This is a genomic window from Bacteroides sp. AN502(2024) (genome assembly GCF_041227145.1).
In the GTDB taxonomy this organism is placed as follows: domain Bacteria; phylum Bacteroidota; class Bacteroidia; order Bacteroidales; family Bacteroidaceae; genus Bacteroides.
On sequence record NZ_JBGFSP010000003.1, the window covers coordinates 1,207,407 to 1,231,866 of the forward strand.

At 44.5% G+C, this 24,460-nt stretch carries 21 protein-coding genes; 17 read left to right on the forward strand and 4 right to left on the reverse strand.

The window, feature by feature from the left end:
* The first annotated feature begins 14 nt into the window (after window positions 1-14).
* The 4 genes from AB9N12_RS04800 (at window position 15) to AB9N12_RS04815 (ending at window position 6,640) form a co-directional block, all read left to right on the forward strand.
* Entirely contained in the window at window positions 15-1,613 is a 1,599-nt protein-coding gene (locus tag AB9N12_RS04800) for a RagB/SusD family nutrient uptake outer membrane protein (protein WP_369890140.1), read from the forward strand.
* Between the two features lie 38 nt (window positions 1,614-1,651).
* The gene (locus AB9N12_RS04805; RefSeq protein WP_369890141.1) at window positions 1,652-2,800 is read left to right on the forward strand and encodes a SusE domain-containing protein; all 1,149 of its coding nucleotides are present in this window, start codon (window positions 1,652-1,654) and stop codon (window positions 2,798-2,800) included.
* A 23-nt stretch (window positions 2,801-2,823) separates the two neighbouring features.
* A complete protein-coding gene (locus tag AB9N12_RS04810) occupies window positions 2,824-4,188 on the forward strand; it encodes a DUF5115 domain-containing protein (RefSeq protein ID WP_369890143.1) in 1,365 nt (454 codons plus the stop codon).
* A gap of 73 nt (window positions 4,189-4,261) precedes the next feature.
* On the forward strand, window positions 4,262-6,640 hold the full coding sequence (locus tag AB9N12_RS04815) for an alpha-amylase family glycosyl hydrolase (protein ID WP_369890145.1): 2,379 nt from the start codon (window positions 4,262-4,264) through the stop codon (window positions 6,638-6,640).
* A gap of 381 nt (window positions 6,641-7,021) precedes the next feature.
* Here AB9N12_RS04815 and AB9N12_RS04820 read toward each other — a convergent pair whose 3' ends face one another.
* Window positions 7,022-8,173, reverse strand: coding sequence for an IS4 family transposase (locus AB9N12_RS04820; protein WP_369888970.1), 1,152 nt, complete (start codon window positions 8,171-8,173; stop codon window positions 7,022-7,024).
* Between the two features lie 96 nt (window positions 8,174-8,269).
* On the opposite strand from AB9N12_RS04820, the gene AB9N12_RS04825 reads away from it, so the two are divergent.
* A complete protein-coding gene (locus AB9N12_RS04825) occupies window positions 8,270-8,398 on the forward strand; it encodes a DUF6078 family protein (protein ID WP_369892806.1) in 129 nt (42 codons plus the stop codon).
* A 633-nt stretch (window positions 8,399-9,031) separates the two neighbouring features.
* Here AB9N12_RS04825 and AB9N12_RS04830 read toward each other — a convergent pair.
* Complete coding sequence (locus tag AB9N12_RS04830) at window positions 9,032-9,892, reverse strand: IS3 family transposase (protein ID WP_369890147.1); 861 nt, start codon at window positions 9,890-9,892, stop codon at window positions 9,032-9,034.
* A gap of 35 nt (window positions 9,893-9,927) precedes the next feature.
* Window positions 9,928-10,305, reverse strand: coding sequence for a hypothetical protein (locus tag AB9N12_RS04835; RefSeq protein WP_369889012.1), 378 nt, complete (start codon window positions 10,303-10,305; stop codon window positions 9,928-9,930).
* A 428-nt stretch (window positions 10,306-10,733) separates the two neighbouring features.
* Between AB9N12_RS04835 and metG the strand changes: the two genes are divergently transcribed.
* From metG to AB9N12_RS04880, 9 genes are read left to right on the forward strand one after another with little or no spacing between them, the layout of a single operon-like run.
* Entirely contained in the window at window positions 10,734-12,773 is a 2,040-nt protein-coding gene (metG, locus tag AB9N12_RS04840; protein ID WP_369890149.1) for a methionine--tRNA ligase, read from the forward strand.
* A 4-nt stretch (window positions 12,774-12,777) separates the two neighbouring features.
* Window positions 12,778-14,220 carry a lipopolysaccharide biosynthesis protein gene (locus AB9N12_RS04845; protein WP_369890150.1) on the forward strand — a complete coding sequence of 481 codons (1,443 nt, stop codon included), beginning with the start codon at window positions 12,778-12,780 and terminating at the stop codon, window positions 14,218-14,220.
* Window positions 14,221-14,229: 9 nt separating this feature from the next.
* Entirely contained in the window at window positions 14,230-15,207 is a 978-nt protein-coding gene (locus AB9N12_RS04850; RefSeq protein WP_369890152.1) for a glycosyltransferase family 8 protein, read from the forward strand.
* A complete protein-coding gene (locus AB9N12_RS04855; RefSeq protein WP_369890154.1) occupies window positions 15,200-15,868 on the forward strand; it encodes a DapH/DapD/GlmU-related protein in 669 nt (222 codons plus the stop codon). Before AB9N12_RS04850 ends, AB9N12_RS04855 begins: the two co-directional genes overlap by 8 nt.
* Complete coding sequence (locus AB9N12_RS04860) at window positions 15,855-16,958, forward strand: glycoside hydrolase family 99-like domain-containing protein (RefSeq protein WP_369890156.1); 1,104 nt, start codon at window positions 15,855-15,857, stop codon at window positions 16,956-16,958. Before AB9N12_RS04855 ends, AB9N12_RS04860 begins: the two co-directional genes overlap by 14 nt.
* A 6-nt stretch (window positions 16,959-16,964) precedes the next feature.
* The gene (locus AB9N12_RS04865) at window positions 16,965-17,882 is read left to right on the forward strand and encodes a glycosyltransferase family 2 protein (RefSeq protein ID WP_369890158.1); all 918 of its coding nucleotides are present in this window, start codon (window positions 16,965-16,967) and stop codon (window positions 17,880-17,882) included.
* Window positions 17,879-18,952, forward strand: coding sequence for a glycosyltransferase family 4 protein (locus AB9N12_RS04870; protein WP_369890160.1), 1,074 nt, complete (start codon window positions 17,879-17,881; stop codon window positions 18,950-18,952). The genes AB9N12_RS04865 and AB9N12_RS04870 overlap by 4 nt, the downstream gene beginning before the upstream one ends.
* Window positions 18,953-19,000: 48 nt before the next feature.
* On the forward strand, window positions 19,001-20,266 hold the full coding sequence (locus AB9N12_RS04875; RefSeq protein WP_369890162.1) for a glycosyltransferase family 4 protein: 1,266 nt from the start codon (window positions 19,001-19,003) through the stop codon (window positions 20,264-20,266).
* The gene (locus AB9N12_RS04880) at window positions 20,259-21,008 is read left to right on the forward strand and encodes a glycosyltransferase family 2 protein (protein WP_369890164.1); all 750 of its coding nucleotides are present in this window, start codon (window positions 20,259-20,261) and stop codon (window positions 21,006-21,008) included. The genes AB9N12_RS04875 and AB9N12_RS04880 overlap by 8 nt, the downstream gene beginning before the upstream one ends.
* A 94-nt stretch (window positions 21,009-21,102) precedes the next feature.
* Here the strand turns inward: AB9N12_RS04880 and AB9N12_RS04885 are convergent, their stop codons facing one another.
* Window positions 21,103-21,801, reverse strand: a complete 699-nt coding sequence (locus tag AB9N12_RS04885) for an NAD-dependent deacylase (protein ID WP_369892807.1) — start codon at window positions 21,799-21,801, stop codon at window positions 21,103-21,105.
* Window positions 21,802-22,279: 478 nt separating this feature from the next.
* Between AB9N12_RS04885 and AB9N12_RS04890 the strand changes: the two genes are divergently transcribed.
* The 3 genes from AB9N12_RS04890 to AB9N12_RS04900 all read left to right on the forward strand — a co-directional run bounded on the left by AB9N12_RS04890 (window position 22,280) and on the right by AB9N12_RS04900 (window position 24,460).
* Window positions 22,280-22,864, forward strand: a complete 585-nt coding sequence (locus tag AB9N12_RS04890) for an FKBP-type peptidyl-prolyl cis-trans isomerase (protein WP_369890166.1) — start codon at window positions 22,280-22,282, stop codon at window positions 22,862-22,864.
* Between the two features lie 20 nt (window positions 22,865-22,884).
* Window positions 22,885-23,763 (forward strand): FKBP-type peptidyl-prolyl cis-trans isomerase, encoded by an 879-nt coding sequence (locus tag AB9N12_RS04895; RefSeq protein ID WP_369890168.1) that lies wholly within the window; start codon window positions 22,885-22,887, stop codon window positions 23,761-23,763.
* 232 nt (window positions 23,764-23,995) lie between these two features.
* Entirely contained in the window at window positions 23,996-24,460 is a 465-nt protein-coding gene (locus AB9N12_RS04900; protein WP_369890170.1) for an Lrp/AsnC family transcriptional regulator, read from the forward strand.

Here is a 24,460-nt window from a genome sequence, read left to right on the forward strand (position 1 = left end):
CTAAAATACCAATTATGAAATTCAGATATATAAAATCAATCCTATCGGCTGCCTCACTATTACTGGCAGTCAGCGTGACTTCATGTATCGGTGACCTGGATGCGACTCCTATCGACCCGAATATAGTGATGACATTCGACCAAGCAAGCGTTTTTAACAAGATATATGGCACCCTCGGACTGACTGGTCAGAAAGGTCCCGACGGAAGCGGTGACTTGGACGACATCGACGAAGGTACTTCCTCTTTCTACCGTATGACTTGGTGTGCCAACCAATTGATGACAGATGAAGCGATTGTCAATTCATGGAACGATGCCGGTGTCGCTACTATTGCCGATTGCAGTTGGAGTTCTTCCAATGAAATCGTGACAGGACTCTATTACCGTCTGACATTCGATATCACTTTGTGCAACTACTTCTTAGAACAAACGGAAGGACTGACAGATGATGAAACGACACGCCAACGTGCAGAAGTACGTTTTATCCGTGCTTTGAACAACTACTACCTGATGGATATGTTCGGCAATCCGCCGTATTGCGACAAAGTATCAACAGAGAAGCCTCAGCAAATACAACGTGCGGATCTCTTCGCGAAGATTGAAGAAGAGTTGAAAGAAATCGGTGACGACGCCACTGCCACACTGGCACAGCCGCTTCAAACGACTTACGGCCGTGTAGACCGTGTTGCCGCCTGGTTATTGCTGGCACGTATGTATCTCAACGCAGAAGTCTATACCGGCACGCCTCAATGGGGAAAAGCCAAAGAATATGCCCAAAAAGTGATTGATTCCGGATATAAACTGGCTCCTGTCTACAAACACCTGTTCATGGCAGATAATGACGGCAGCAATGTCAACAAGGCAAGACAGGAAGTGATACTTCCGATTTTGCAGGATGGTGTGAGAACCAAGAGTTGGGGTGGTTCGCTGTTCTTGATTGCAGGTACGCACAAAAGTGACACAGGCATGAATCCCTGGGGAAGCAAGCAAGGATGGGGCGGCCCGCATTGTCGCCAGACAATGGTAGCCAAATTCTTCCCGAACGTAAATGATGCCCCTTCCGTATTGGAAAACCAGATGGTAGTGGCAGCAAAAGATGATCGTGCCTTGATGTGCGGAGTGCAGAGAAGTACGTCGACAGGCGACAATATGAGCTTTACAGACGGATTCGCATGTGCCAAATTCTCGAACATCCGTGCAGACAACGGACTGACAAGCGATACGGACAATCCCGATATGGATATACCTCTTCTTCGTATGGCAGAAGCTTATCTGATTGTAGCAGAAGCCAGCATCCGTGCCAACAATGGTGTTTCTACTCAGGAGACCATAGACGCTATGCATGAAATCCGTAAGCGTGCGAACGCCGCCGAATCTGCTTCATACACATTGACGGACATCCGTGACGAATGGGCGCGTGAGTTCTGGTTTGAAGGTCGCCGCCGCATTGACTTGATTCGTTTCGGCGATTTCGGCGGACGCACCGACTATAACTGGGATTGGAAAGGTGGAGAAAAACAAGGTACTGAAATAAAAAAGTTCCGCAACATTTATCCTATTCCTGCCAATGATATCAATGCGAATACGAATCTGAAGCAAAACCCGGAATATTAAACCAGACCGAAGTTATACTTTTATAAAAACAGAGTAATATGAAAAAAATAAATATACTGACGTCCATACTAGTAGCGACAGCCCTGCTGACCGCCTGCGAGGATGACAGGGACTCAAATCCTACCATACAGGAACCTACTACTTTTGTATTGAACACTCCTGCCAATGCAACGTCCAACGTCTATGACCTGAATCAATCCAAGAATATCGAACTGACTTGTACGCAACCGGACTATGGCTATCCTGCCGTAGTGACTTACACCGTGCAAGCGGATTTAACAGACAAATGGACTGATGAAACGGAAACGGCAGATGCTTCTTATCTGACACTACCTTCCATATCTACATCAGCCAAAGTGGATGCCAACACACAGGAATTGAATAAGGTAATCGTAAAACTTGCCGGCTGGACATCGGAGAATGATTATGACGGTGAACCGATGAGTGTATTTGTACGTTTGTACGCACATATCGGAGATAAAGGATATCCTATATATTCCAATTCGATAGAATTGAAATGTATACCTTATTATATGGATATATCTGATGCCGTTCCTGCCACTTATTATTTACTGGGCGATTTCATCGGTGAAGTTCCCTGGGGAAATCCGACAATGACAGCAGGTACCGCTTATTTCCCGATGTCACTGGTAAAAGGATATGCGTATGATGCCAATACAGGTAAAGGAGAATTTACCTACACAGGATATATCCCGGCAGATAAAGGATTTAAGATAGTAGCTGTTCCCGGTGCATGGGACAACCAATGGGGAAATGCGGACAGCGAAGGATTCACCAATTTGGTAAATGACAAGAATTCTCAAAATATTAAAGTGAATGCGGCCGGCTGGTACACGCTTCATCTCAATACGATTGAGAATAAACTGACAATGAAAGCTACTACTTTTGAAACTCAACCGACAGAGTATGATGCCGTCACATTGACTTATGGTTCGGAATCTGTAGACATGACCAAAGTAACCATGGAGCATTCACATATATGGTATGCCGACATAACAATCGCATCAAGCTGCAAAGCCAAATTCACTTCCGGTGACAAAACTTGGGGTGGAGAGGTATTCCCATTCGGCTCATTTGTGGATGCCGCAACAATCAGTTGCAAACCGGGTGATTATACCGTACTGTTCAACGAACTGGACGAGTGCTATTACTTCAAAGCAAAATAGATTAATCTTAAATGCAGATAGATATGAAAAAATTATCAATATATATAACCGTGTTACTGGCTGCTTCACTGACAGCTTGTAACGAAGATTTTAATGAAGGGATAGCTTCCCCACAGTCTTACGGACAGGAAGAAGCTGCCGGAAAGATTACTTTTACGGCTACAGGTATAGACCCTATTAATCTTGGAAATGTCGAGGAAGAATCCGTAGCAGTTGCCGTATTTACGGCTCCTGCCGTTGAAGAAGAAGCCACCATATCCTATAAAATGAAGTTGGATAATAAAGTGACCTTAGCCGTAGACGATAAAGGACACGTAGCAACGGAAGATTTGCAAAATGCAGTGGCACAGATATACGGTATCCGTCCGGTAGAACGTACCATGAATGCTGTATTAACGGCATACGTGGTTATCGGGAAGACAGTATATGCGGCACGGGCTGGAAGTTATGAACTGAAAGTTACTCCGGAAGCACCGGTTATTGAAAGCGCTTATTATATTAATGGCTCTCTGACTTGGGAACAGAATGTAGCATTTGTTAATACAAGTGGTGATCCTTATACCAATTCAGTCTTTACAACAACAGTTCCTGCTCTGGTTACAGATAACACCGGTGCAAAAGATGCCTATTTCCTGATTAAATCCAACTCAGGCAAATCACTTGGCGCGGTTGATGCTGACAACGATGCTCCAGAAGGTAATCTCATTTTATCAGAAACAGCAAATCCTATCAAAATATCCGGTGGCGATTATAAATCAGTTAGAATCTCCATCAACATGATGGAAGGCACTTATAAGATTGAGAAAACAATGGATGCACCTCATTTATGGATACCTGGAAATCATCAGGAATGGAAGCCTTCACAAGCACCGACTTTATATAAGCCGGAAGGAAACAATGCTTATTGGGGAATGTCGGAATTGAACGGTGGCTTTAAGTTTACCGCACAGCCTTATTGGCCGGATAGTTCAAATGGCGGACTTGATTATGGATATGACTATTTTACCTCGAAAGAAGGTATGACAAATGATGGTGGAAACTTATCATTGCCCCAAGGTATCTACTACATGGTAGTCAATTTGGATGATAAATATCTCTCTGCAACTGAAATAACATCTATGGATATAATAGGCACAGCCATAGGCGGATGGGAAAACGGCCAAAAACTGACTTATGATGCAACAGAAAAATGCTGGACTGTAAATACGGAAATGACAGCAGGGGAATTTAAGCTTCGTGTCAACTCCACTTGGGATTCCGGTATTAGTTTCGGGGGAGCATTAGATGCACCCACTCCTTTCTCAAGCGATAATATTGTGATGGACGCAGCGGGTAACTACACTATAAAATTCTATCTGAGCAGTAGATTAGTCCTCATTAAAGAATAATAAAATAACAAATGGAGAGAACTATTGAACGTAAAAGCAGCAACAGTTCTCTCCATCTTCAAATTGAACAAGTATGAAAAAAGATATAAGACCTATATTCTGGATGCTGCTCTGCCTACTCACGATAGCAGCATGTTCCGACGAAAACCACGAGATGTTAATCACCGGTCCGAAAATTCCCGAGCTGGATCACGAACCGTCTATCGAAGAATTGGTAGAAGGAATAAATAATTATCCTACTAAGTTTAAGGGAGACAAGCAAGGAAAGATCTGGTATAGAGCAACAGCTGGTGACGACTTATACGGATATAAAGGCGATGTATATGTTCACATCGGTATCAATGACTGGATGCATGTTCCTACGGAATGGGGCATAAATGAAGATAAGTATAAGGCAGAGAAAGTGGCGGATAATATTTGGTGCTTTACGCTTGCCCCAACAGTACGCGAATGGTTTGGCGCGGAAAATGCAGCAAACATTCAAAATGTCTGCATCCTCTTCCGCAATGGTGAAGCGTTGACTGACGAAAAGAAAACCAGCGACTTTTTTATCACAGTAACAGGAGACAAGACTTTCACACCGACTCCGGTAGAGATAGCTGCCTGCCCGGTAGAAGAAGCGGGTATCCATCCATCGGCTGACGGAACATCTGTGACTTTCGCGCTATACGATTTGGATACAGACAACAATTATAAGGATTATGCTTGTCTGATTGGCGACTTCAATGATTGGGAGCTGAGCACAGAATACCAAATGAAGCGTGATAACGACAAACACTTCTGGTGGTATACGGTTACGAATATCACCCCTGCTAAAGAGTATGGTTTCCAATATTACATAGGCAGCGAAAAAGATGGAAACGTCCGTATTGGTGACCCCTATTGTGAAAAAGTGTTGGATGGTTCGAACGATAAACATCTTGTACAACAGGGAGTTTATCCGGCTAGCGCCATACAATATCCGAATGGAAAGACGACAGGTATTGTTTCTGTATTCCAAACGAAACCGACATCGTACAACTGGCAAGTATCCGATTTCAAGATTGATTATCCTGACAATATGGTAATCTATGAGTTACTATTCCGTGACTTCACACAAGTGGGTCCCGAACTCGCTACGGGTACAATCAAAGAAGCAATGAAACATTTAGCCTACATCAAGAGCCTGGGCGTGAATGCTATTGAACTGATGCCTATACAAGAATTCGACGGGAATAATAGCTGGGGATACAATCCATGTTATTATTTTGCAATGGACAAAGCATATGGAACGAAAGAAGAATATAAGCATTTCATTGATGAATGCCACAAGCAAGGCATCGCAGTATTGTTGGATGTAGTTTACAACCATGCTACCGGTAGTCATCCATTTGCAAAACTTTATTGGAATTCGAAAGAAAGCAAGACAGCCAAGAATAATCCGTGGTTTAACGTTGATGCTCCTCATCCATTCAGTGTATTCCATGACTTCAATCACGAGTCACCGCTCGTACGTGAATTTGTAAAACGTAACTTGAAGTTTTTGCTGGAAGAGTATAAATTTGATGGTTTCCGTTTCGACTTAACCAAAGGATTTACCCAAAATAAAAGCAGTGAATCAACGGCAAGCAATAGAGATGACTCCCGTATTGCTATCTTGAAGGATTATTATGAAACAGTAAACACGACCAATCCTAATGCAGTGATGATTCTCGAACACTTCTGCAATTTGGATGAAGAGTCTGAATTGGCTGAAGCAGGAATGAAACTATGGCATAATATGAATGAAAGCTATTGTCAGTCAGGAATGGGAGAATCGAGCAGATCAGACTTCTCATATATGCGAAATAACGGAATGCCTGCCGGGAGATGGATTAATTTCATGGAAAGTCATGATGAAGAAAGGGTCGCATACAAACAAGCAGCTTATGGCAATCTTCAGAATACAAGTCTTGCCATTCGCATGAAACAACTGGAAACAAATGCAGCCTTCTTCCTGACTGTTCCGGGGCCGAAAATGATTTGGCAGTTTGGCGAACTCGGTTATGATTATTCCATAATGTATAAGCACGATGGTACAATGGGAACTGAAAAGAATACAGATGCCAAGCCTGTGAAATGGAATTATCTTGACAACCAATATCGAAAAGAATTATATGACACTTATAGTACTTTGCTGAAATTACGCAATGAGAATCCGGACTTATTCAGCGACAGTGCTTTCAAGGATTGGAAAGTTAGTGTTTCCGACTGGGATAAAGGTCGTTATTTAAGATTGGAATCAAGTACAAAGAAATTGGTTGTAGTAGGTAATTTCATGAATGAGCAAATTAATATAAATGTATACTTTGGCAACCCGGGAGATTGGTATGAATTGAACGGAGCGACATTGAAGGTTACCAACTCTGAACAGTCCGTCACCATACCTGCAAATAGCTTCAAGCTATACACCAATTTTCAAATAAACAATTAACAGACAATTTCAAGGCGCGAAACACTTTGTTCCAAGGCAAATTCAAAAAACAGGTGTGTGATAGGTGATCCATGCGGGGGTGATAGGTTGAAAGAGGATTTTCATTTTTATCTATGAGAGAGCTTTTTCTTTTCCTTCCTGTTTCAGCATATTAATCTTTTGTACGGCTCTTTCATTTAAGATAAAAATATAGCCATACTGCCCCTTATTTGGTCTAATGCGAGCCGGGTAATTGGTTGATGTTTGTCTGTCAGTCAATTATCTTTATCGGACGCGGGACGTATTACCGCTTTTACCCAATATTGTCCTAAATAAATTTTGAGCATGAGCTAACTGACTATACTGTTAAGTATAGCCTCGAGAGTTCAAAATCAATCCCCCCTAATCGTTTTCGATGGTTTCGGGAGGTGGTGTAAATGGTTGATCAAGCCATTTTTGGAGGTCGATTTTGGTAAATGTGTTCAGCCGGAGCGTGACCACAAGGTTAGCCAATGCCCATTTGTATCTTGCGATGTGCTTTAGCCATGTCAGAATCAGCATTGTAGTCATAGCAGTCCATATTTGGGTCTCTACGGCATTGCGGGATGTGCCGATAAAGCTCTTGATGCGTAGCAGTTGCTTGAGGTTGCGAAAGAAGATTTCTATGTTCCACCGAGCCTTGTACAGAGCCGCTATGCTTGATGCTGCCAATGTGAAGTTGTTTGTGAGTAACTCAATTTCAAAACCGTGTTCATCGTTCCATACTGCGATGCGACGTAAACGTTTGGGATATTTGGATTTGGCCGCCGAGAGTTCGAACTCGATTATTTCGTCAATAAGTACATTCTGAGCGTGTTTTTCAGGCAAAGGCAACTCCTCTATGGCTTTGTACCGGATATTGTCTTTATGACGCACTACAAAGAACACGTTGCTGCTGTCCCAATTATTCAGCAATGAGTAGTCACAGTAGCCTCGGTCGGCTACTACAATACTATACGGATGTAACTCAATATCAAAAGCAGCTTTGTTGTCGGTGGTTTTGCCATCGGTGATATTCACGAACTCCGGCAAAAGACTGTCATAGTCCAATAGCGTGTGCATCTTGACCGCCCCCTTGGTGGTAGTGTAATGTGCCCAGTCATATATTGACAGAGTCAATGACACCAATGTGGAGTCGAGCAGTTTTATCGGCATCTTGAAACGGAACTTTCTTCGTTGCCATAGGGCTTGCTGTCCGAAATACTGAAACAACGAGTAGAATATGCCGCGAAAAACCGAACTGTCTCGGTTGGCGTTCTGATATGCTACCGTTGACTTGGATGGTGCACGGTTGATTCCCAAATGATTGAGGTTGCCGGTGGCTGATTTCAGCCCGTTTGAGATATCTCTGACTGAATCACATCCTGAGAATTGGCTGAAAATCATGCTAACAAACTGACTCCATGTATTGTAGCCCTTGCAATGCTTGTCTGACCCCGAAGATTTTATGATTTTCCTGATATTTTCTTTCGGGAGATGTGATATTACCTGTGCGAAAAGTGTTATATTTGCCATAGGAAGTAGATGAGTTGGTAGCTTGCTACTAAGGTAGTCATTTTACCTTAGTTCTACTTCCTTTTTATTTGTTCCCCCCAATTTATTTAGGACAATATTGGCTTTTACCGTAAAGAGAGATATTTGTCGCTTGAACAACAGGAATATATTCGTAGGATTTTTCGTCAGAAAGGAATAGCGGAGGAACCTCCATTCGATTCCTACACAGAAAAATATATGTGGTAATTATCTGCCATCTGCAACAATTTCGCTGTATCTAATTGAAATATAATGGCTTATGGCGTTGCAGATACCTGTTGCAGATATGTTGCAGGCCAAGTATCTGCAACATATCTGTTTTAGCTCATGATGGTCTGACAACATGATAAACTACTCTTTCAATCTCACAAGTAAACTCGTATGCTATTTTGTATTTGTTGTTACTTCAGCGAACCACTCTGTTCAATATAGTGAACACTTTGTTTCAATATGGTGGAACACTCTGTTTCAACATGGTGAACACTTTGTTTCAATACGGTGGAACACTCTGTTTCAACACGGTGAACACTTTGTTTCAATACGGTGGAACACTCTGTTCGGTTTGAATACTTGTTTGCACTATGACTTATACTAGAAATGGTTGTCACTTTTAGAGGCTAGTTACTAAATAAGTTGTCACATTCTGTTATTCATAACTAAAACAGTTGTTAGTTTCTTCCCTTTGCTCCTAAGATAGTTGTCATACGTAAAAACAATGGACAAATCTGAGTGTGCTCGGGCTCTCGGTAAAAGTCAATAGGGTTCGACACCCTATTGGCTTTTGTGAGACAATGGCTTAAACCGTCATGTCCCGGGTTCTCGGTATCGCAAATATAGTATTTATTTATCATATGGAACCTTATTTTTCCACAATGATTTTCCCGGCACCTCTCCATGATATACGTCCATGGGTTTTTTCATACCTATGCTCATATGCGGTCGTCCATTATTATAGAAGTCAATCATTCGCGTAATCTGCTCCCGTGCCATCTCTTTATCCCTGAACAGCGACATGCCGTATATCCATTCCGTTTTCAGGATGCCATTCATCCTTTCTGCTACCGCATTGTCCGTCGGGTTGTAATCTTCAGTCATGCTCACACGTATATGATGAGTGACCAGTGTGTCGATATAGGCATCGCAGGCATACTGTACCCCCCGGTCGGAATGGTGGATTGTGCCGCAAAGATTGCCACCTCCGGCCTCATTGATGGCCTGTTCCAGTGCCTGTAGCGTATATTCGGCATGCAAACTGGGAGAGAGCACCCATCCTAAAACGGCATGTGAGTACATGTCCGTTACAAGATGGAGGTAGCATACGCCACCTTCAATCCAGATGTAAGTGATGTCACATACCCAGATATGGTTCGGGTATTGTGCCGTTACCCCCTTGATCAGATTCGGATACTTCTTGTAAAGATGGTGGGAGTCCGTCGTATGCCTGGGTTTCTTCGGGGGCAGCATAAGGCGTTCCGAACGCAGCAGATGAAGGAAGGCATCCCGCCCTCCGGTTATCTCGCTTCCATAAAGGGAGCGGAGCTCATGGTATAATTTCAAACCACCGATGCCCGGAGCCTTTGAGCGGTAGAAGAAGACGGCATCCAAGATGGCTGTTCTGATCTGATGACGCGACAAAAGATTTTTTTTCTTTTTGTAATAGGCCTGGGAAGACATGCCAAACAGTCCGCAAAGGGTTTTCACACTGATGTGAGGAAACTCTTCACGAAGGCCGGTGACTATTTGGCACCATCTTTTTTTAAGATGGAAATCCCTTCTTCTCTTTCTGTGAGTTCAATCAGTCTTTCAAAGGCATGGGAACGAAGTTTTTCAAGTTCCAAAGCCTTTCTCAGACGCAAATTTTCCGCTTCAAGAAGTTCTTCTTTAGATTTTGATTTTGGATTCTTTTTCATTTGAAGATCTGACAGAAGTTCGGGGGACAAAGATAAGGAATCCGAATCAATTGCATAACACTTTTGCCAACGCAGAATATAAGTATGGTTGGGTAAACCCCATTTCTTGGCAGTAGCAAACATTGACAAACCGCTACTGAAGTAATCACGGAGAACTTCCAATTTGAAAGTCTCAGAATAAATCTTACGAGATAATTTAGACATAATTTTTCTTTTTTTATGTCTCTAAAAAGGTGTCAACCTAAATCCGTATAAGACACTACATAAACATTGTGCGGCGTGTAGGCAAACTGTACTAATCCGGTATTTGAATAGTATGTTGCAGATAACTTTATCTGCAACAGCATAAGTCTCTTGTGTTCATCAATTTAGCATGATTTTGTTGCAGATGGCAGATGTTTTGTACCTTTCAAACATAGAGAGGAACTCTCGGTATGATGTCTTTCTGCATCGAAATGGTGTCGGCTGTGGCCCATAAAATAAGACCATTTTTGAGAGAACAAAACAGTTTTAAATGAAAGAGCCGTGCCGTGCATGCGAATGAAAATATACGTTAATCCATGTAATCTGTGGTGAAAAGTCACTATCTTTGCACATTGCAAAGCTGAAAACAACAAAAATCACACTATATAATGGAAAAGAAATTCAAAAGAACCACCGTTACATCGGCACTGCCGTATGCGAACGGACCTGTCCATATCGGTCACCTGGCTGGTGTATACGTACCAGCAGATATTTATGTACGTTATCTGCGTCTGAAAAAAGAAGATGTATTATTTATCGGAGGTTCGGACGAACACGGAGTACCTATCACGATCCGTGCCAAGAAAGAAGGAATTACTCCACAGGATGTAGTCGACCGTTATCATTCACTGATAAAAAAATCATTCGAAGAATTCGGTATCTCATTCGACGTATATAGCCGCACCACTTCACCGACGCATCACCAACTGGCTTCGGATTTCTTCAAGACATTGTACGACAAAGGCGAATTCATCGAAAAAACGTCAGAACAATATTACGACGAGGAGGCAAAAACATTCCTTGCCGACCGTTATATCACCGGAGAATGTCCCCATTGCCATGCGGAAGGTGCTTACGGCGACCAATGCGAAAAGTGCGGGACCTCACTTTCTCCTACGGAACTTATCAATCCGAAAAGCGCCATCAGCGGCAGCAAACCGGTGATGAAAGAGACCAAACACTGGTATCTTCCTCTCGACAAACACGAAGCATGGCTACGCAAATGGATTCTGGAGGATCACAAAGAGTGGCGTTCCAACGTATACGGCCAATGCAAAAGCTGGCTCGACATGGGGTTGCAGCCACGTGCCGTGAGCCGTGACCTCGACTGGGGAATCCCTGTTCCCGTAGAAAGAGCGGAAGGGAAAGTGCTTTATGTATGGTTTGACGCACCTATCGGATACATCTCCAACACCAAAGAACTGCTCCCCGACAGCTGGGAAACCTGGTGGAAAGATCCCGAAACCCGCCTAATCCATTTCATTGGAAAAGACAACATCGTGTTCCATTGCATCGTATTCCCTGCCATGTTGAAAGCAGAAGGCAGCTATATCCTGCCGGACAACGTGCCGAGTAACGAATTCCTCAACCTCGAAGGGGACAAAATCTCCACTTCCCGCAACTGGGCTGTATGGTTGCACGAATATCTAGCCGACTTTCCCGGCAAACAGGATGTACTCCGCTATGTACTGACCGCCAACGCACCGGAAACGAAAGACAACGATTTCACCTGGAAAGACTTCCAAGCACGCAATAATAACGAACTGGTTGCCATATACGGTAATTTCGTGAACCGTGCAATGGTATTGACCCAAAAATACTTCGACGGGTGCGTGCCCGCACAGGGCAGTCTGACCGACTACGACAAGGAAACACTGAAAGAATTTGCAGACGTAAAAGCAGAAGTGGAAAAACTGCTCGATGTATTCAAATTCCGCGATGCACAAAAAGAAGCCATGAACCTGGCACGTATCGGCAACAAATACCTGACCGACACTGAACCATGGAAACTGGCAAAAACAGATATGGAGCGGGTAGGTACTATCCTCAACATCTCCCTGCAACTGGTTGCCAACCTTGCCATTGCCTTCGAACCATTCTTGCCGTTCAGCTCGGAAAGACTCCGCAAAATGCTAAACATGGATACTTTCGAATGGTCTGAACTGGGACGTGACGACCTTCTCCCTGTAGGGCATCAGTTGAACAAACCGGAATTGTTGTTCGAAAAGATTGAAGACGCTACTATCGAGGCACAGGTACAAAAATTGCTCGATACAAAGAAGGCAAATGAAGAAGCCAATTACAAGGCTAATCCGATCCGTCCGAACATCGAATTCGATGACTTCACGAAACTGGATATCCGTGTAGGTACCATTCTCGAATGCCAGAAAGTTCCGAAAGCGGATAAATTGCTGCAATTCAAGATCGATGACGGATTGGAGACACGTACCATCGTATCGGGTATTGCCAAGCATTACCAACCGGAAGAACTGGTAGGAAAACAAGTTTGCTTCATCGCCAACCTTGCTCCGCGCAAACTGAAAGGCATTGTCAGTGAAGGCATGATTCTAAGTGCCGAAAACAATGACGGTAGTCTGGCAGTTATCATGCCGGGACGTGAAGTGAAACCGGGCAGTGAAGTAAAATAATAGCATGAGCGAGGATCAGTCACTAAAAGAAAAAACAGCCAAGGGATTATTTTGGGGAGGATTCAGCAACGGCATACAGCAGTTGCTGAATCTGACTTTCGGCATATTCCTCGCACGGCTATTATCCCGTGAAGACTACGGCATGATAGGTATGCTGAGCATCTTCTCACTGATAGCCGGCAGTCTCCAGGAAAGTGGTTTTACAGCCGCCCTTGCCAATAGAAAAAACGTACAGCACAAAGACTACAATGCCGTATTCTGGTTTAGTTCTACCATGGGCTTCACACTCTACGTCCTGCTCTTTTTCTGTGCCCCTTACATTGCCAAGTTCTATGACAACCCTGCCTTAACACCGCTGGCACGTTATTCATTTATCGGATTCTTCATCTCAAGTCTGGGAACTGCCCAAAGCGCATACATATTCCGCAACCTGATGGTGAAACAGCGGGCTATCTCCACCATGATCAGCCTCACCATTTCGGGAATTGTCGGAGTGACCATGGTGTATTGCGGAATGGCATATTGGGGATTTGCAACGCAAAACATCGTCTACGCTTCTTCCATCACTTGTTGTTACTGGTATTTTTCCCCATGGCGCCCGACAATACACATCAACCTGAAACCGCTGAAAGGAATGATTGCTTTCAGCAGCCGACTGTTGGTTACAAACATATTCAGCCACATCAACAACAATATCCTGTCGGTAATTCTGGGGAAGTTCTACTCGGAACGAGAAGTAGGCGACTTCAATCAGGCCAACAAATGGAACTCCATGGGGTACTCCGTAATAACCGGAATGGTCAATGGAATAGCCCAGCCCATACTTGCCAGCGTTACGGACGACCGTCAACGTCAGAAACGCATCTTCCGCAAGATGCTCCGTTTCACGTCATTCGTCACCTTCCCTGCCATGTTCGGATTATCGCTGATTACCCCGGAGCTAATCACCATAGCCGTTACCTCCAAATGGGCGGCAAGTGCGGAAATCATGAGAATCTTATGTATAGGAAGCGCCTTCACAGCCATCAGCAGTCTTTACTCGAACCTGATTATCAGCAAAGGTAAATCGGACATCTATATGTGGAGCACCATCGCACTGGGAAGCGTGCAAGTGGCCATGATGCTCTATTGCAGCAGTTACGGCATCTCTGCACTGGTCAGATACTACATCTGTATCAACATCAGTTGGCTGGTCATCTGGCAGTTCTTCGTGTGGCGAGAAATACACCTAACTGTTTTTCAGGCATTAAAGGACATCTCACCTTTTGCAATCATCGCGGGCGGAACAATGATAGCTACGCATTATTGCACCCGGGACATCTCCAACATCTATGTCCTGTTGATTGCGAAAATCGCCATTGCCGCGGCAATATATACCGCAGTCATGTGGATGAGCGGTTCGGTGACATTCAAAGAAAGCGTCCACTATTTGTTGAAAAAAAGATAGTATCGATACATGGAAACAATACCCATATTCTTCACCTTCGACCGCAACTACGTGCTCGCCGCCTGTGTCGCCCTCCACTCCCTATTGAGTAAAGCGTCACCGGAATATCAGTATAAGCTCTACATCGTACACACCGACTTGCAGTCCAGACATATCAGGCGGATCACAAAAACCGTCACTCACTTCCGCAATGCCACCGTCTTGTTCAAAGACGCCTCCCGCTACAACACCGCTTGGGACAAGCTTCGCAACAAGTCGCATTTCTCCAAAGAAATATTCTACAAGCTGACCGCTGCGGAAATGTTTCCCGAATACGACCGCATCCTGTTCTCGGATGTAGATGTCATCTTTACCGCCGACATCTCTTCCTCTTTCTTCCTCTATCCCGACGAGAAATTCTATTACGCCGGAACGCGCCCCATTCAGGAAAACACCAATCTGCCCCGCTATAAGAAAGAATTTACCCCACAGGAAGTGCAACTGATTGCCGACTATGAAATATCGGCAGGCTATATGCTCATCAATCTGAAAAAGATCAGAGAGGACAAGAAGCAAGCAGAGCTAACCGAGTCTTTCCACCGGAACCTGAACAGGCTGATTCTGCCCGAACAGGACTGCATCGCTTTATGCTGCGCGCCCTATCTCCGGTTTATGCCTTACAAATATGTCGTCTGCAACTTCCAATACCATCAAGACGACCGGACGCTGAAGTTCAATCCCAACAACCAAGCGTTGCAGGACAGGCAGGCAGCCGTCAACGCCTATCACGAAATGCTGGAGCAAGCAGTGCAGCTACACTACCCGGGAAAGAACAAACCATGGAACTCCCCTTTTGTATACAAATATAAAGAGTGGCTGTCGTGTTGCTGCCAATCCGGACAATTGGGCTACTATTTGCGCATGCAGCCTGCATACCTGATACAACGACTGAAAAGGTACAGTCTGTCACGGTTTATCAAAAAACTAAAGAATAAATATCATGGCTAATATTCTATACCGCATTCCAGTAATACGCACTATCTTGCGGGAATGGGAGTTCTCCCGTTTCCGGAAACTGTGGCGGAAACAAAACCGCCATAACCATACGATCCCCATGAATATATTTCCTGCGGAACGCGTACAGATCGGGAAAGAGACCTACGGCGAACTGCACATCATAAGCCATCTGCCCGAAATAGAATCACTGCGGATCGGTGCTTACGTATCCATCGCACCGAATGTTCACTTTATCTTGAGTGGCAATCATCAGACTGAAACTCTTTTCTGCTATCCGATTCGCTCGCTGCTGACGGGTAAGCATTGCCGGGAAGACAGTATGAGCAAGGGAGCGATTATTGTGGAAGACGAAGCCTGGATAGGCTATGGCGCGCTGATTCTTTCGGGAGTGATCATAGGAAAGGGAAGCGTCGTTGCCGCCGGAGCGGTGGTCACGCATGATGTTCCTCCTTATGCCATCGTAGGCGGGAATCCCGCCAAAATCATCCGCTACCGTCTACCTGAAGAAGTGGTGAACATCGTGAAAGACAGGCATCTGAAAGATATTCCCCTAGAGACATTGAAACAAAACTTGGGCTTGCTGTATACTCCGGTACGCACGTCCACTGAAGCCCGCAACCTAATAGAATCGATAAAAAATGAAAAAGAGTAAAGGACAAGTACGCGTCATCGCATTTTACCTTCCACAATATCACCCCACTGCCGAGAATGATCAATGGTGGGGCAAGGGATTCACCGAATGGACGAATGTAGGCAAAGCCAAACCATTGTTTCACGGGCACTACCAACCCCGTGTCCCTGCCGACTTGGGGTATTATGACCTGCGAGTACCCGAAACACGTATCGAACAAGCTGAGATGGCAGAGAAATACGGAGTGGAGGGCTTCTGCTACTGGCATTATTGGTTTGGCAACGGACACCGACTCCTGCAACGCCCCTTCCAAGAAGTGCTGGCATCGGGCAAACCCGATTTCCCGTTCTGCCTTTCTTGGGCTAATCACAGCTGGGAGGATAAACAATTCAGCAAGGAAGGTTCTCACCGGATACTCATGGAACAGCTATATCCGGGCGAAGCGGACGAAACCGCCCACTTCAACGCATTGCTTCCCGCCTTTAAAGACCACCGCTACATCCGTGTGAACGACAAACCTCTGTTCATGGTGTACAATCCTTTCGAATTGCCGGACGCCAGACGCTTCATCCTGCTATGGCAGAAGCTGGCCAACGAAAACGGCCTGCAAGGTATCCATTTCATCGGACAGACCAACGATGCCAAGGAGGTACAGACCTTAAAGGATATGGGCTTCGATGCCGTAAACATTGTCAGGCTGTTCGACTTCTTCAAGCTCGACTACTCACTGCCGGAGAAAATCCACATGAAAATCATGCGTGTCATTTTCAAAAGAGGACGCATCGTCGACTATGCACGGGCTGCCAAATACTTTTCCGGCGTTGAAGATCGGAATGAGGACTGCTACCCGACCATCATCCCAAACTGGGATCACTCTCCACGTTCCGGCAGGAAAGGGCATATCCTCATCCATTCCACACCGGAGAAATTCAAGAAGCACGTGCTTCAAACCTTCGCCAACGTGATGGACAAACCCGAAGACAAACGTATTGTATTCCTTAAATCATGGAACGAATGGGCGGAAGGCAACTACATGGAACCGGATTTGAAATTCGGTCTGTCCTATCTCAAGGCACTGAAAGAAGCAATGAATGAAATCAGACAAAAATAAACGGATATGACAACTTTCGCACCCATTCTCTTATTTGTATACAACCGGCCGGAACATGTCCGCCAATGCATCCTATCTTTACAAAAGAACAAGTTGGCAGCCGAAAGCCAACTCTTTATCTACTCCGATGCAGCCAAAACTCCCGAAAGTCAGGACGGCGTAAAACAGACCCGCCGGTTCATCCGAAGCATTGACAGCGGATTTGCTTCCGTCAACATCATCGAACGGGAGCAGAACTGGGGACTGGCACGAAGCATTATTGATGGAGTGACCACGCAAGTAAACCGCTTCGGAAAAGTCATCGTGATGGAAGACGACCTCATCGCCGCCCCTTACTTTTTGCAATTCATGAATGACGCGCTTGAGACCTATAAAGATGAACCTCGTATCGGGCATATCCAAGGTTGCGATTTCACGCAGGACACCTCTTTGCCCGACAGCTTCCTCATCAAATGGACAGGCAGCTGGGGCTGGGCGACATGGGACAGGGCTTGGAAACTATTCAATCCGGACGGAAAAGAACTACTCCGCCAACTGGAAGAACGCAACCTCACATACCGGTTCGACTTTAACGGCACTTACGGTTACACACGGATGCTGCGCCGACAAATAGCGGGTAAAAACAATTCATGGGCTATCCGTTGGAATGCCAGCCTGTTTTTAGCGGATGTACTCTCACTGAACGCCGGTCATTCACTCATCCGAAACAACGGGTTCGATGGAAGCGGAACCAACTGCGGCGGAGGCGGTCTATACGAATCGGACCTGTGGATGAAGCCACTTCCGGTAAAAAAGTTGTCTCCAATAGAAGAAAACGAGAAAGCCAGAGACGCTTTCGTGCGTTACTACCATCGCACGAATTGTTTGATGGCAAAAGCCATCCGAAGAATAAGACGTACACTGAAAGGAGATTTCGGAGCATGAAAATCTATTATTACCACACACGCCCCATACAGGAAGCACTGAACGAATGGGAGAACCATCTGCATCCCGGACATATCCTATACGGACTCACCCACTTCGGCAAGTATGGCATCACGCCAATAATTCATCGCTATCGCCGTTTCTCCTCCCGACTACGCTTCTCGCTCTACAATTTCTTTGAGATTATGCGTTGCAAAGAGCCATACGATCTGCTATACGGCACCTCTTTCTACGGACTGGAACTTATCATATTTTTCCATGCGTTGGGATTCTATCGCAAACCTATCGCCATCTGGCATCATCAGGCAGTTGTCCGCAATTCCGGTAAACTGAAGAACCTGATTTCACGCTTCTATTACAAGGGCATCGACCAAATGTTCTTTTTCAGTCAAGCACTGATAGATGACTCTCTGAAATCGGGTAAAGTCACCGCCAATCAACTGCACCTGATACATTGGGGAGCCGATCTCGCTTTCTACGACTATCTGAAGCAGCACCTCCCCGACACCGGCAAAAAAGAAGAGAAAGAAAAATTCTTTATCTCCACCGGGAAAGAAAACCGTGACTTCAACACTCTGCTGAAAGCATTCTCCGAAACGGGACTTCCCATCGACATTTTCACCACACCGGATAGAGAATACGAGCATCTGCTGAAACAATACACATCGTATGCCAACATACGGACACATCTCACCAGCGGCATCATCCCGCACAAGCTGGCTGTGGAAGTATGCCGTTCGAAAGTAGTGGTTATCTGCTGTCTCAATTATCCCTACACCGTCGGACTGACCACTTTAGTGGAAGCTTTCGCATTAGGGCTTCCGGTCATCTGTAGCCGTAACCCGAAATTCGAGATGGATATTGAGAAGGAGGGTGCCGGCATCTATGTAGACTATAACGATATCGAAGATTGGAAGCAAGCCATTAACTACCTCTACACCCACCCGGAAGAGGCGGAACAAATGGGAGCCAACGGACGAAAACTGGCTGAACAGAAATTTAATCTGGAGCATTACAGCCGTGAATTATCAGAAATACTAATAGCCACAGTAAAAACTTACCGCAAATAACTCCGGATTTATAACGAAAAGCGTAACTTTGCGGAAAGCTTTATAATTATGAGAGTCCTGATCATAAATACATCTGAACGAATAGGAGGAGCAGCCATCGCAGCAAGCCGATTGTTGGAATCACTGAAGAACAACGGCATCAAAGCCAAAATGCTGGTACGCGACAAACAGACCGACCAAATCAGTGTGGTCCGCCTAAAGAGTAACTGGCTGCAAGTGTGGAAATTTATGTGGGAACGGATTGTGATCTGGAGTGCCAATCGTTTCCGGCGTTATCATTTGTTCGATGTAGACATAGCCAACACAGGTACAGACATCACCTCACTCCCGGAATTCCGTCAGGCCGACGTGATCCACCTCCACTGGATCAACCAAGGAATGCTATCGCTGAAAGATATACGGAAAATACTCACTTCCGGCAAACCCGTAGTCTGGACCATGCACGATATGTGGCCATGCACCGGCATCTGCCATTACACACGGGGATGTAACAATTATCAGCAGGAATGTCATGACTGTCCGTACATCTACAAAAGCGGGGGACGAAAGGATTTATCCTATCGCACATTCCGCAAAAAACAGAAGTTATACAGCTACGCTCCCATCTATTTCGTCACATGCAGCCATTGGCTGAAGGAACAAGCCCGGACAAGCGCATTGTTTGAAGGGAAAAGCGTCACCAATATACCGAACGCCATCAACACCAACTTGTTCAAACCTATGAACAAGAAGGAAGCGCGTGCCAAATTCATGTTGCCGGAAGGTAAGAAACTGATTTTGTTCGGCTCGTTAAAAATCACCGACAAGCGCAAAGGGGTCGACTATCTCATTGAGGCATGCAAACTGTTGGCAGAAAAACATCCGGAATGGAAAGACTCACTGGGCGTAGTCGTATTCGGCAACCAGTCACAGCAATTACAGGAACAACTTCCTTTCCATGTCTACCCGCTCCCTTACATCAAAAATGAGCATGAGGTGGTAAATATCTACAATGCCGTAGACCTCTTCGCCATCCCGTCTCTGGAAGAGAATCTTCCCAATATGATTATGGAAGCAATGGCCTGCGGAGTGCCTTGTGTCGGTTTTAATGTGGGAGGTATCCCCGAAATGATCGACCACCTGCACAACGGCTACGTGGCACAATACAAATCTTCGGAAGATTTTGCCAACGGCATACATTGGATATTGACGGAACCGGGATACGATGAACTCTCCGCACAGGCCTGCCGCAAAGTGCTAGGTAATTATTCGGAGAGTATCGTTGCAAAAAAATACACAGATGTCTACAATAAAATAACGGGGAAATATGCATAGTGTCCATCCCACTCCTAAGTTCTCTATCATTACGGTAACGTACAATGCTGAAAAGGTATTGGAAGACACCATTCAAAGTGTTATCGCACAAACCTATCATCATATAGAATACATTATCGTGGACGGAGCTTCCAAGGATGGGACCCTCTCTATTATCAACCGGTACCGCTCACGCATACATACCGTCGTCAGTGAACCGGACAAAGGACTGTATGACGCCATGAACAAAGGAGTCGCCCTTGCCAGCGGTGATTATCTCTGCTTCCTGAATGCAGGCGACTGTTTTCATGAAGACGACACTCTACAACAAATGGTGCACACCATTAACGGCACCGAACTGCCCGATGTACTTTACGGAGAAACCGCTATCGTAGACAAGGAGAGGCATTTCCTGCGGATGCGCAGATTGTCCGCCCCCGAAACGCTCACCTGGAAAAGTTTTAGACAGGGAATGTTAGTCTGCCACCAGGCATTCTTCCCCCGCCACACACTTGTAGAATCATATAATCTGCAATATCGTTTTTCTGCAGATTTCGACTGGTGCATCCGCATCATGAAGAAAGCACGTACTTTGCACAATACCCACCTGACAATCATCGACTATCTGGAGGAAGGAATGACTACCCGGAATCAGAAAGCATCCCTCAAAGAAAGATTTCGGATCATGACAAAGCACTACGGGCTGATTAGCACCATGGCGCATCATGCATGGTTTGTGATCCGTGCTATTATCCACCGGTAACCGAAGGGATATAAAGCATCGCCTGGTCTAATATCACTCCTTCGTCCTTTTAATTGATACGACCCCGAAAAAAATAACACAAATGGAAGAGATCTCAAACTCCCAACAACTGTTTCAATTCAGCCACTCCTTCAGAAGCCCCCTTCTGAATTACATGTATCGAACGGGAAGTATGCGTATCTACCGGTTTCGGATCAATCAGATACACCTCTGCTCCTCTCGGTACATAATGAAGCAACCCCGCTGCAGGGTATACATTAAGCGACGTACCGATAATAACGAAAATATCCGCTTTCTCGACATATCGGATAGCTGTTTCAATTTCCGGAACGGCTTCTCCAAACCATACGATAAAAGGTCGTAACTGGGTTCCGTCGCCGGCTTTATCTCCTATTTTCACTTCATACTCTTCCGGTCTCAACTCTTTTATATAATGAGGATTATATGGATCTCTACTGGAACACACCTTCGTCAGTTCGCCATGCAGATGAATGATGTGGCTACTCCCGGCACGTTCGTGCAAGTTATCTACATTCTGTGTCACCACCGTCACATGGAAGCTTTTCTCCAGTTCCGCCAACAATTCATGTCCACGGTTCGGCTTTACTTCCGACAACTGTTTCCGACGTTCATTATAGAAATTAATCACCAAAGCCGGGTCACGCTGATAACCTTCAGGAGTAGCTACCTGCTCTACCGGATATTTATCCCACAAACCGCCTGCATCGCGAAATGTACTAATCCCGCTCTCGGCGCTCATTCCCGCACCCGTCAAAACTACCAGATTCTTCATTACTATTCCTCCTTCTTTTTTAATAGTCACACAAATGTAATCAGAATCATCGAATAAAAGAACACTTTCTTACTCTTAACTTAATATAATCCGGTTTATGCGGAACTTTAAGATGAAGGATATAGGCAGTTAACATCAAACATACTAATATTTATTCGTTTGACTATAGTTAAACTTTCGCCTGACTGTAGTCAATCTTTCGTTTGACTATAGTTAAACGAAAAACAAACTACAGTCAGACGATTAATTATCTACATAAACCAACCTAAACCATAAGAATAAGCCGATTAAATCCTACGAATAAAAGGACTAATTCTTTAAAGAAAAGCGATTAACTTTCACAGATATAAGAATTTTTAAATCGCAAATGCTAAATCATTCAAATAAAACACGTACTTTTGCGATTCATAAATTGGCAATTGATTAAAAGTTAAAACCATGATGGTGATACATTTCAATCACCAACAAAAAACATTATATGGATAAACTCAGTTACGCTATTGGCCTCGGAATTGGTCAAAACTTATCAAGTATGGGAATCGGAAACCTTGCGGTAGATGATTTCGCACAAGCAATCAAAGACGTATTGGAAGGCAATCAGACGGCTATCAGCCATCATGAAGCCCGCGAAATAGTAAACAAGTATTTCGAAGAAGTGGAAGCTAAAATGGGTGCCGTTGCTATTGAGCAAGGACAGGCTTTCCTCGAAAAAAATACAAAAAGACCGGGGGTAGTTGTTCTTCCCAGCGGACTACAATATGAAATTATCAAAGAAGGTACAGGCAAAAAGCCGAAAGCCACCGATCAGGTAAGATGCCACTATGAAGGAACATTGATCGACGGTACACTGTTCGACAGTTCTATCCAACGCGGAGAACCGGCTGTATTTGGTGTCAACCAAGTAATCCCGGGATGGGTGGAAGCATTGCAGCTGATGCCGGAAGGTTCTAAATGGAAACTGTATATTCCATCAGAACTCGCCTATGGGGCAAAAGGTGCCGGGGAAATGATTCCTCCTCACAGCACACTTATTTTTGAAGTAGAATTACTCGAAGTATTATAAATAAAAAATTTCAAAGCAAAATGAAAAAAGTTAGTATTTTTATGGCAATCGCTGCTGCAGCAAGCCTTGCTTCTTGTACAGCTCAAGCTCCTAAAGCAAATCTGAAATCAGACATCGACTCACTGTCGTATTCTATCGGTATGGCTCAGACTCAAGGTCTGAAAGGTTATCTGACAGGTCGTTTAGACGTTGATACTGCTTATATGGCAGACTTCATTAAAGGTTTAAATGAAGGTGCAAGCAAGACTAGCAAAAAGGACATTGCTTACATGGCAGGTCTACAAATCGGTCAGCAAATCAGCAACCAGATGATGAAAGGTATCAACCAGGAATTATTTGGCACTGACTCTACTAAAACTATCAGCAAAGAAAACTTCATGGCAGGTTTCATCGCTGGTACTTTGGAAAAAGGTGGCATAATGACTATGGAAGCTGCTCAAGAATACACTCGCACAGCTATGGAAACTATCAAGGCAAAAGCTTTAGCAGAAAAATATGCCGACTATAAAGCTGAAAACGAAAAATTCCTTGCTGAAAACAAGACTAAAGAAGGCGTAAAAACAACTCCGAGTGGCCTGCAATACAAAGTAATCACTGAAGGTAAAGGTGAAATTCCTGCTGACACTTGCAAAGTGAAAGTAAACTATAAAGGTACTTTGATTGATGGAACAGAATTCGACAGCTCTTACAAACGTAACGAACCGTCTACTTTCCGTGCTAACCAAGTAATCAAAGGTTGGACAGAAGCACTGACTATGATGCCTGTAGGTTCTAAATGGGAGCTCTACATTCCTCAAGAACTTGCTTACGGTGCAAGGGAATCCGGCGGTCAGATAAAACCGTTCTCAACGTTGATTTTCGAAGTTGAGCTGTTGGGCATTGAAAAAGATAAGAAATAAGAAAGGTCTTTCTAAATAAAAAAGGAAAGAGGCTGTCTAACAAGTCTCAGTAATTAGAGTTCACCCCTGCCAAAGCATATTCTGGCAGGGGTGAAATTGTTAAAACAGGACTTGTCAGGCAGCTTCTTTTTTGGCTTTTTCCTATTTTTTTTCTTGGGAAAGAAGAATAATTAAAATAAATCTCTATATTTGCTTACTATTTGATAACAACAGGAAATTACAATTGATTATTATGGAAAAAATAGACAACCTCGACAGGCAGATCTTAGAGATTATCTCCCAGAATGCCCGCATCCCTTTTAAAGACGTAGCAGCCGAATGTGGAGTGTCACGCGCAGCTATTCATCAGCGTGTACAAAGACTGATTGACCTAGGTGTTATTATAGGCTCTGGTTACCATGTGAACCCAAAATCATTGGGATACAGAACTTGTACATACGTGGGTATCAAGCTGGAAAAAGGCTCCATGTACAAATCTGTCGTAGCGGAATTACAAAAGATTCCTGAAATAGTGGAATGTCATTTCACCACAGGTCCATACACAATGCTGACAAAACTTTATGCATGCGACAACGAACATCTGATGGATTTGTTGAATAACAAAATGCAAGAAATACCAGGTGTAGTAGCTACTGAAACATTGATTTCTCTGGAACAGAGTATCAAGAAAGAAATCCCCATCCGCGTTGAAAAATAA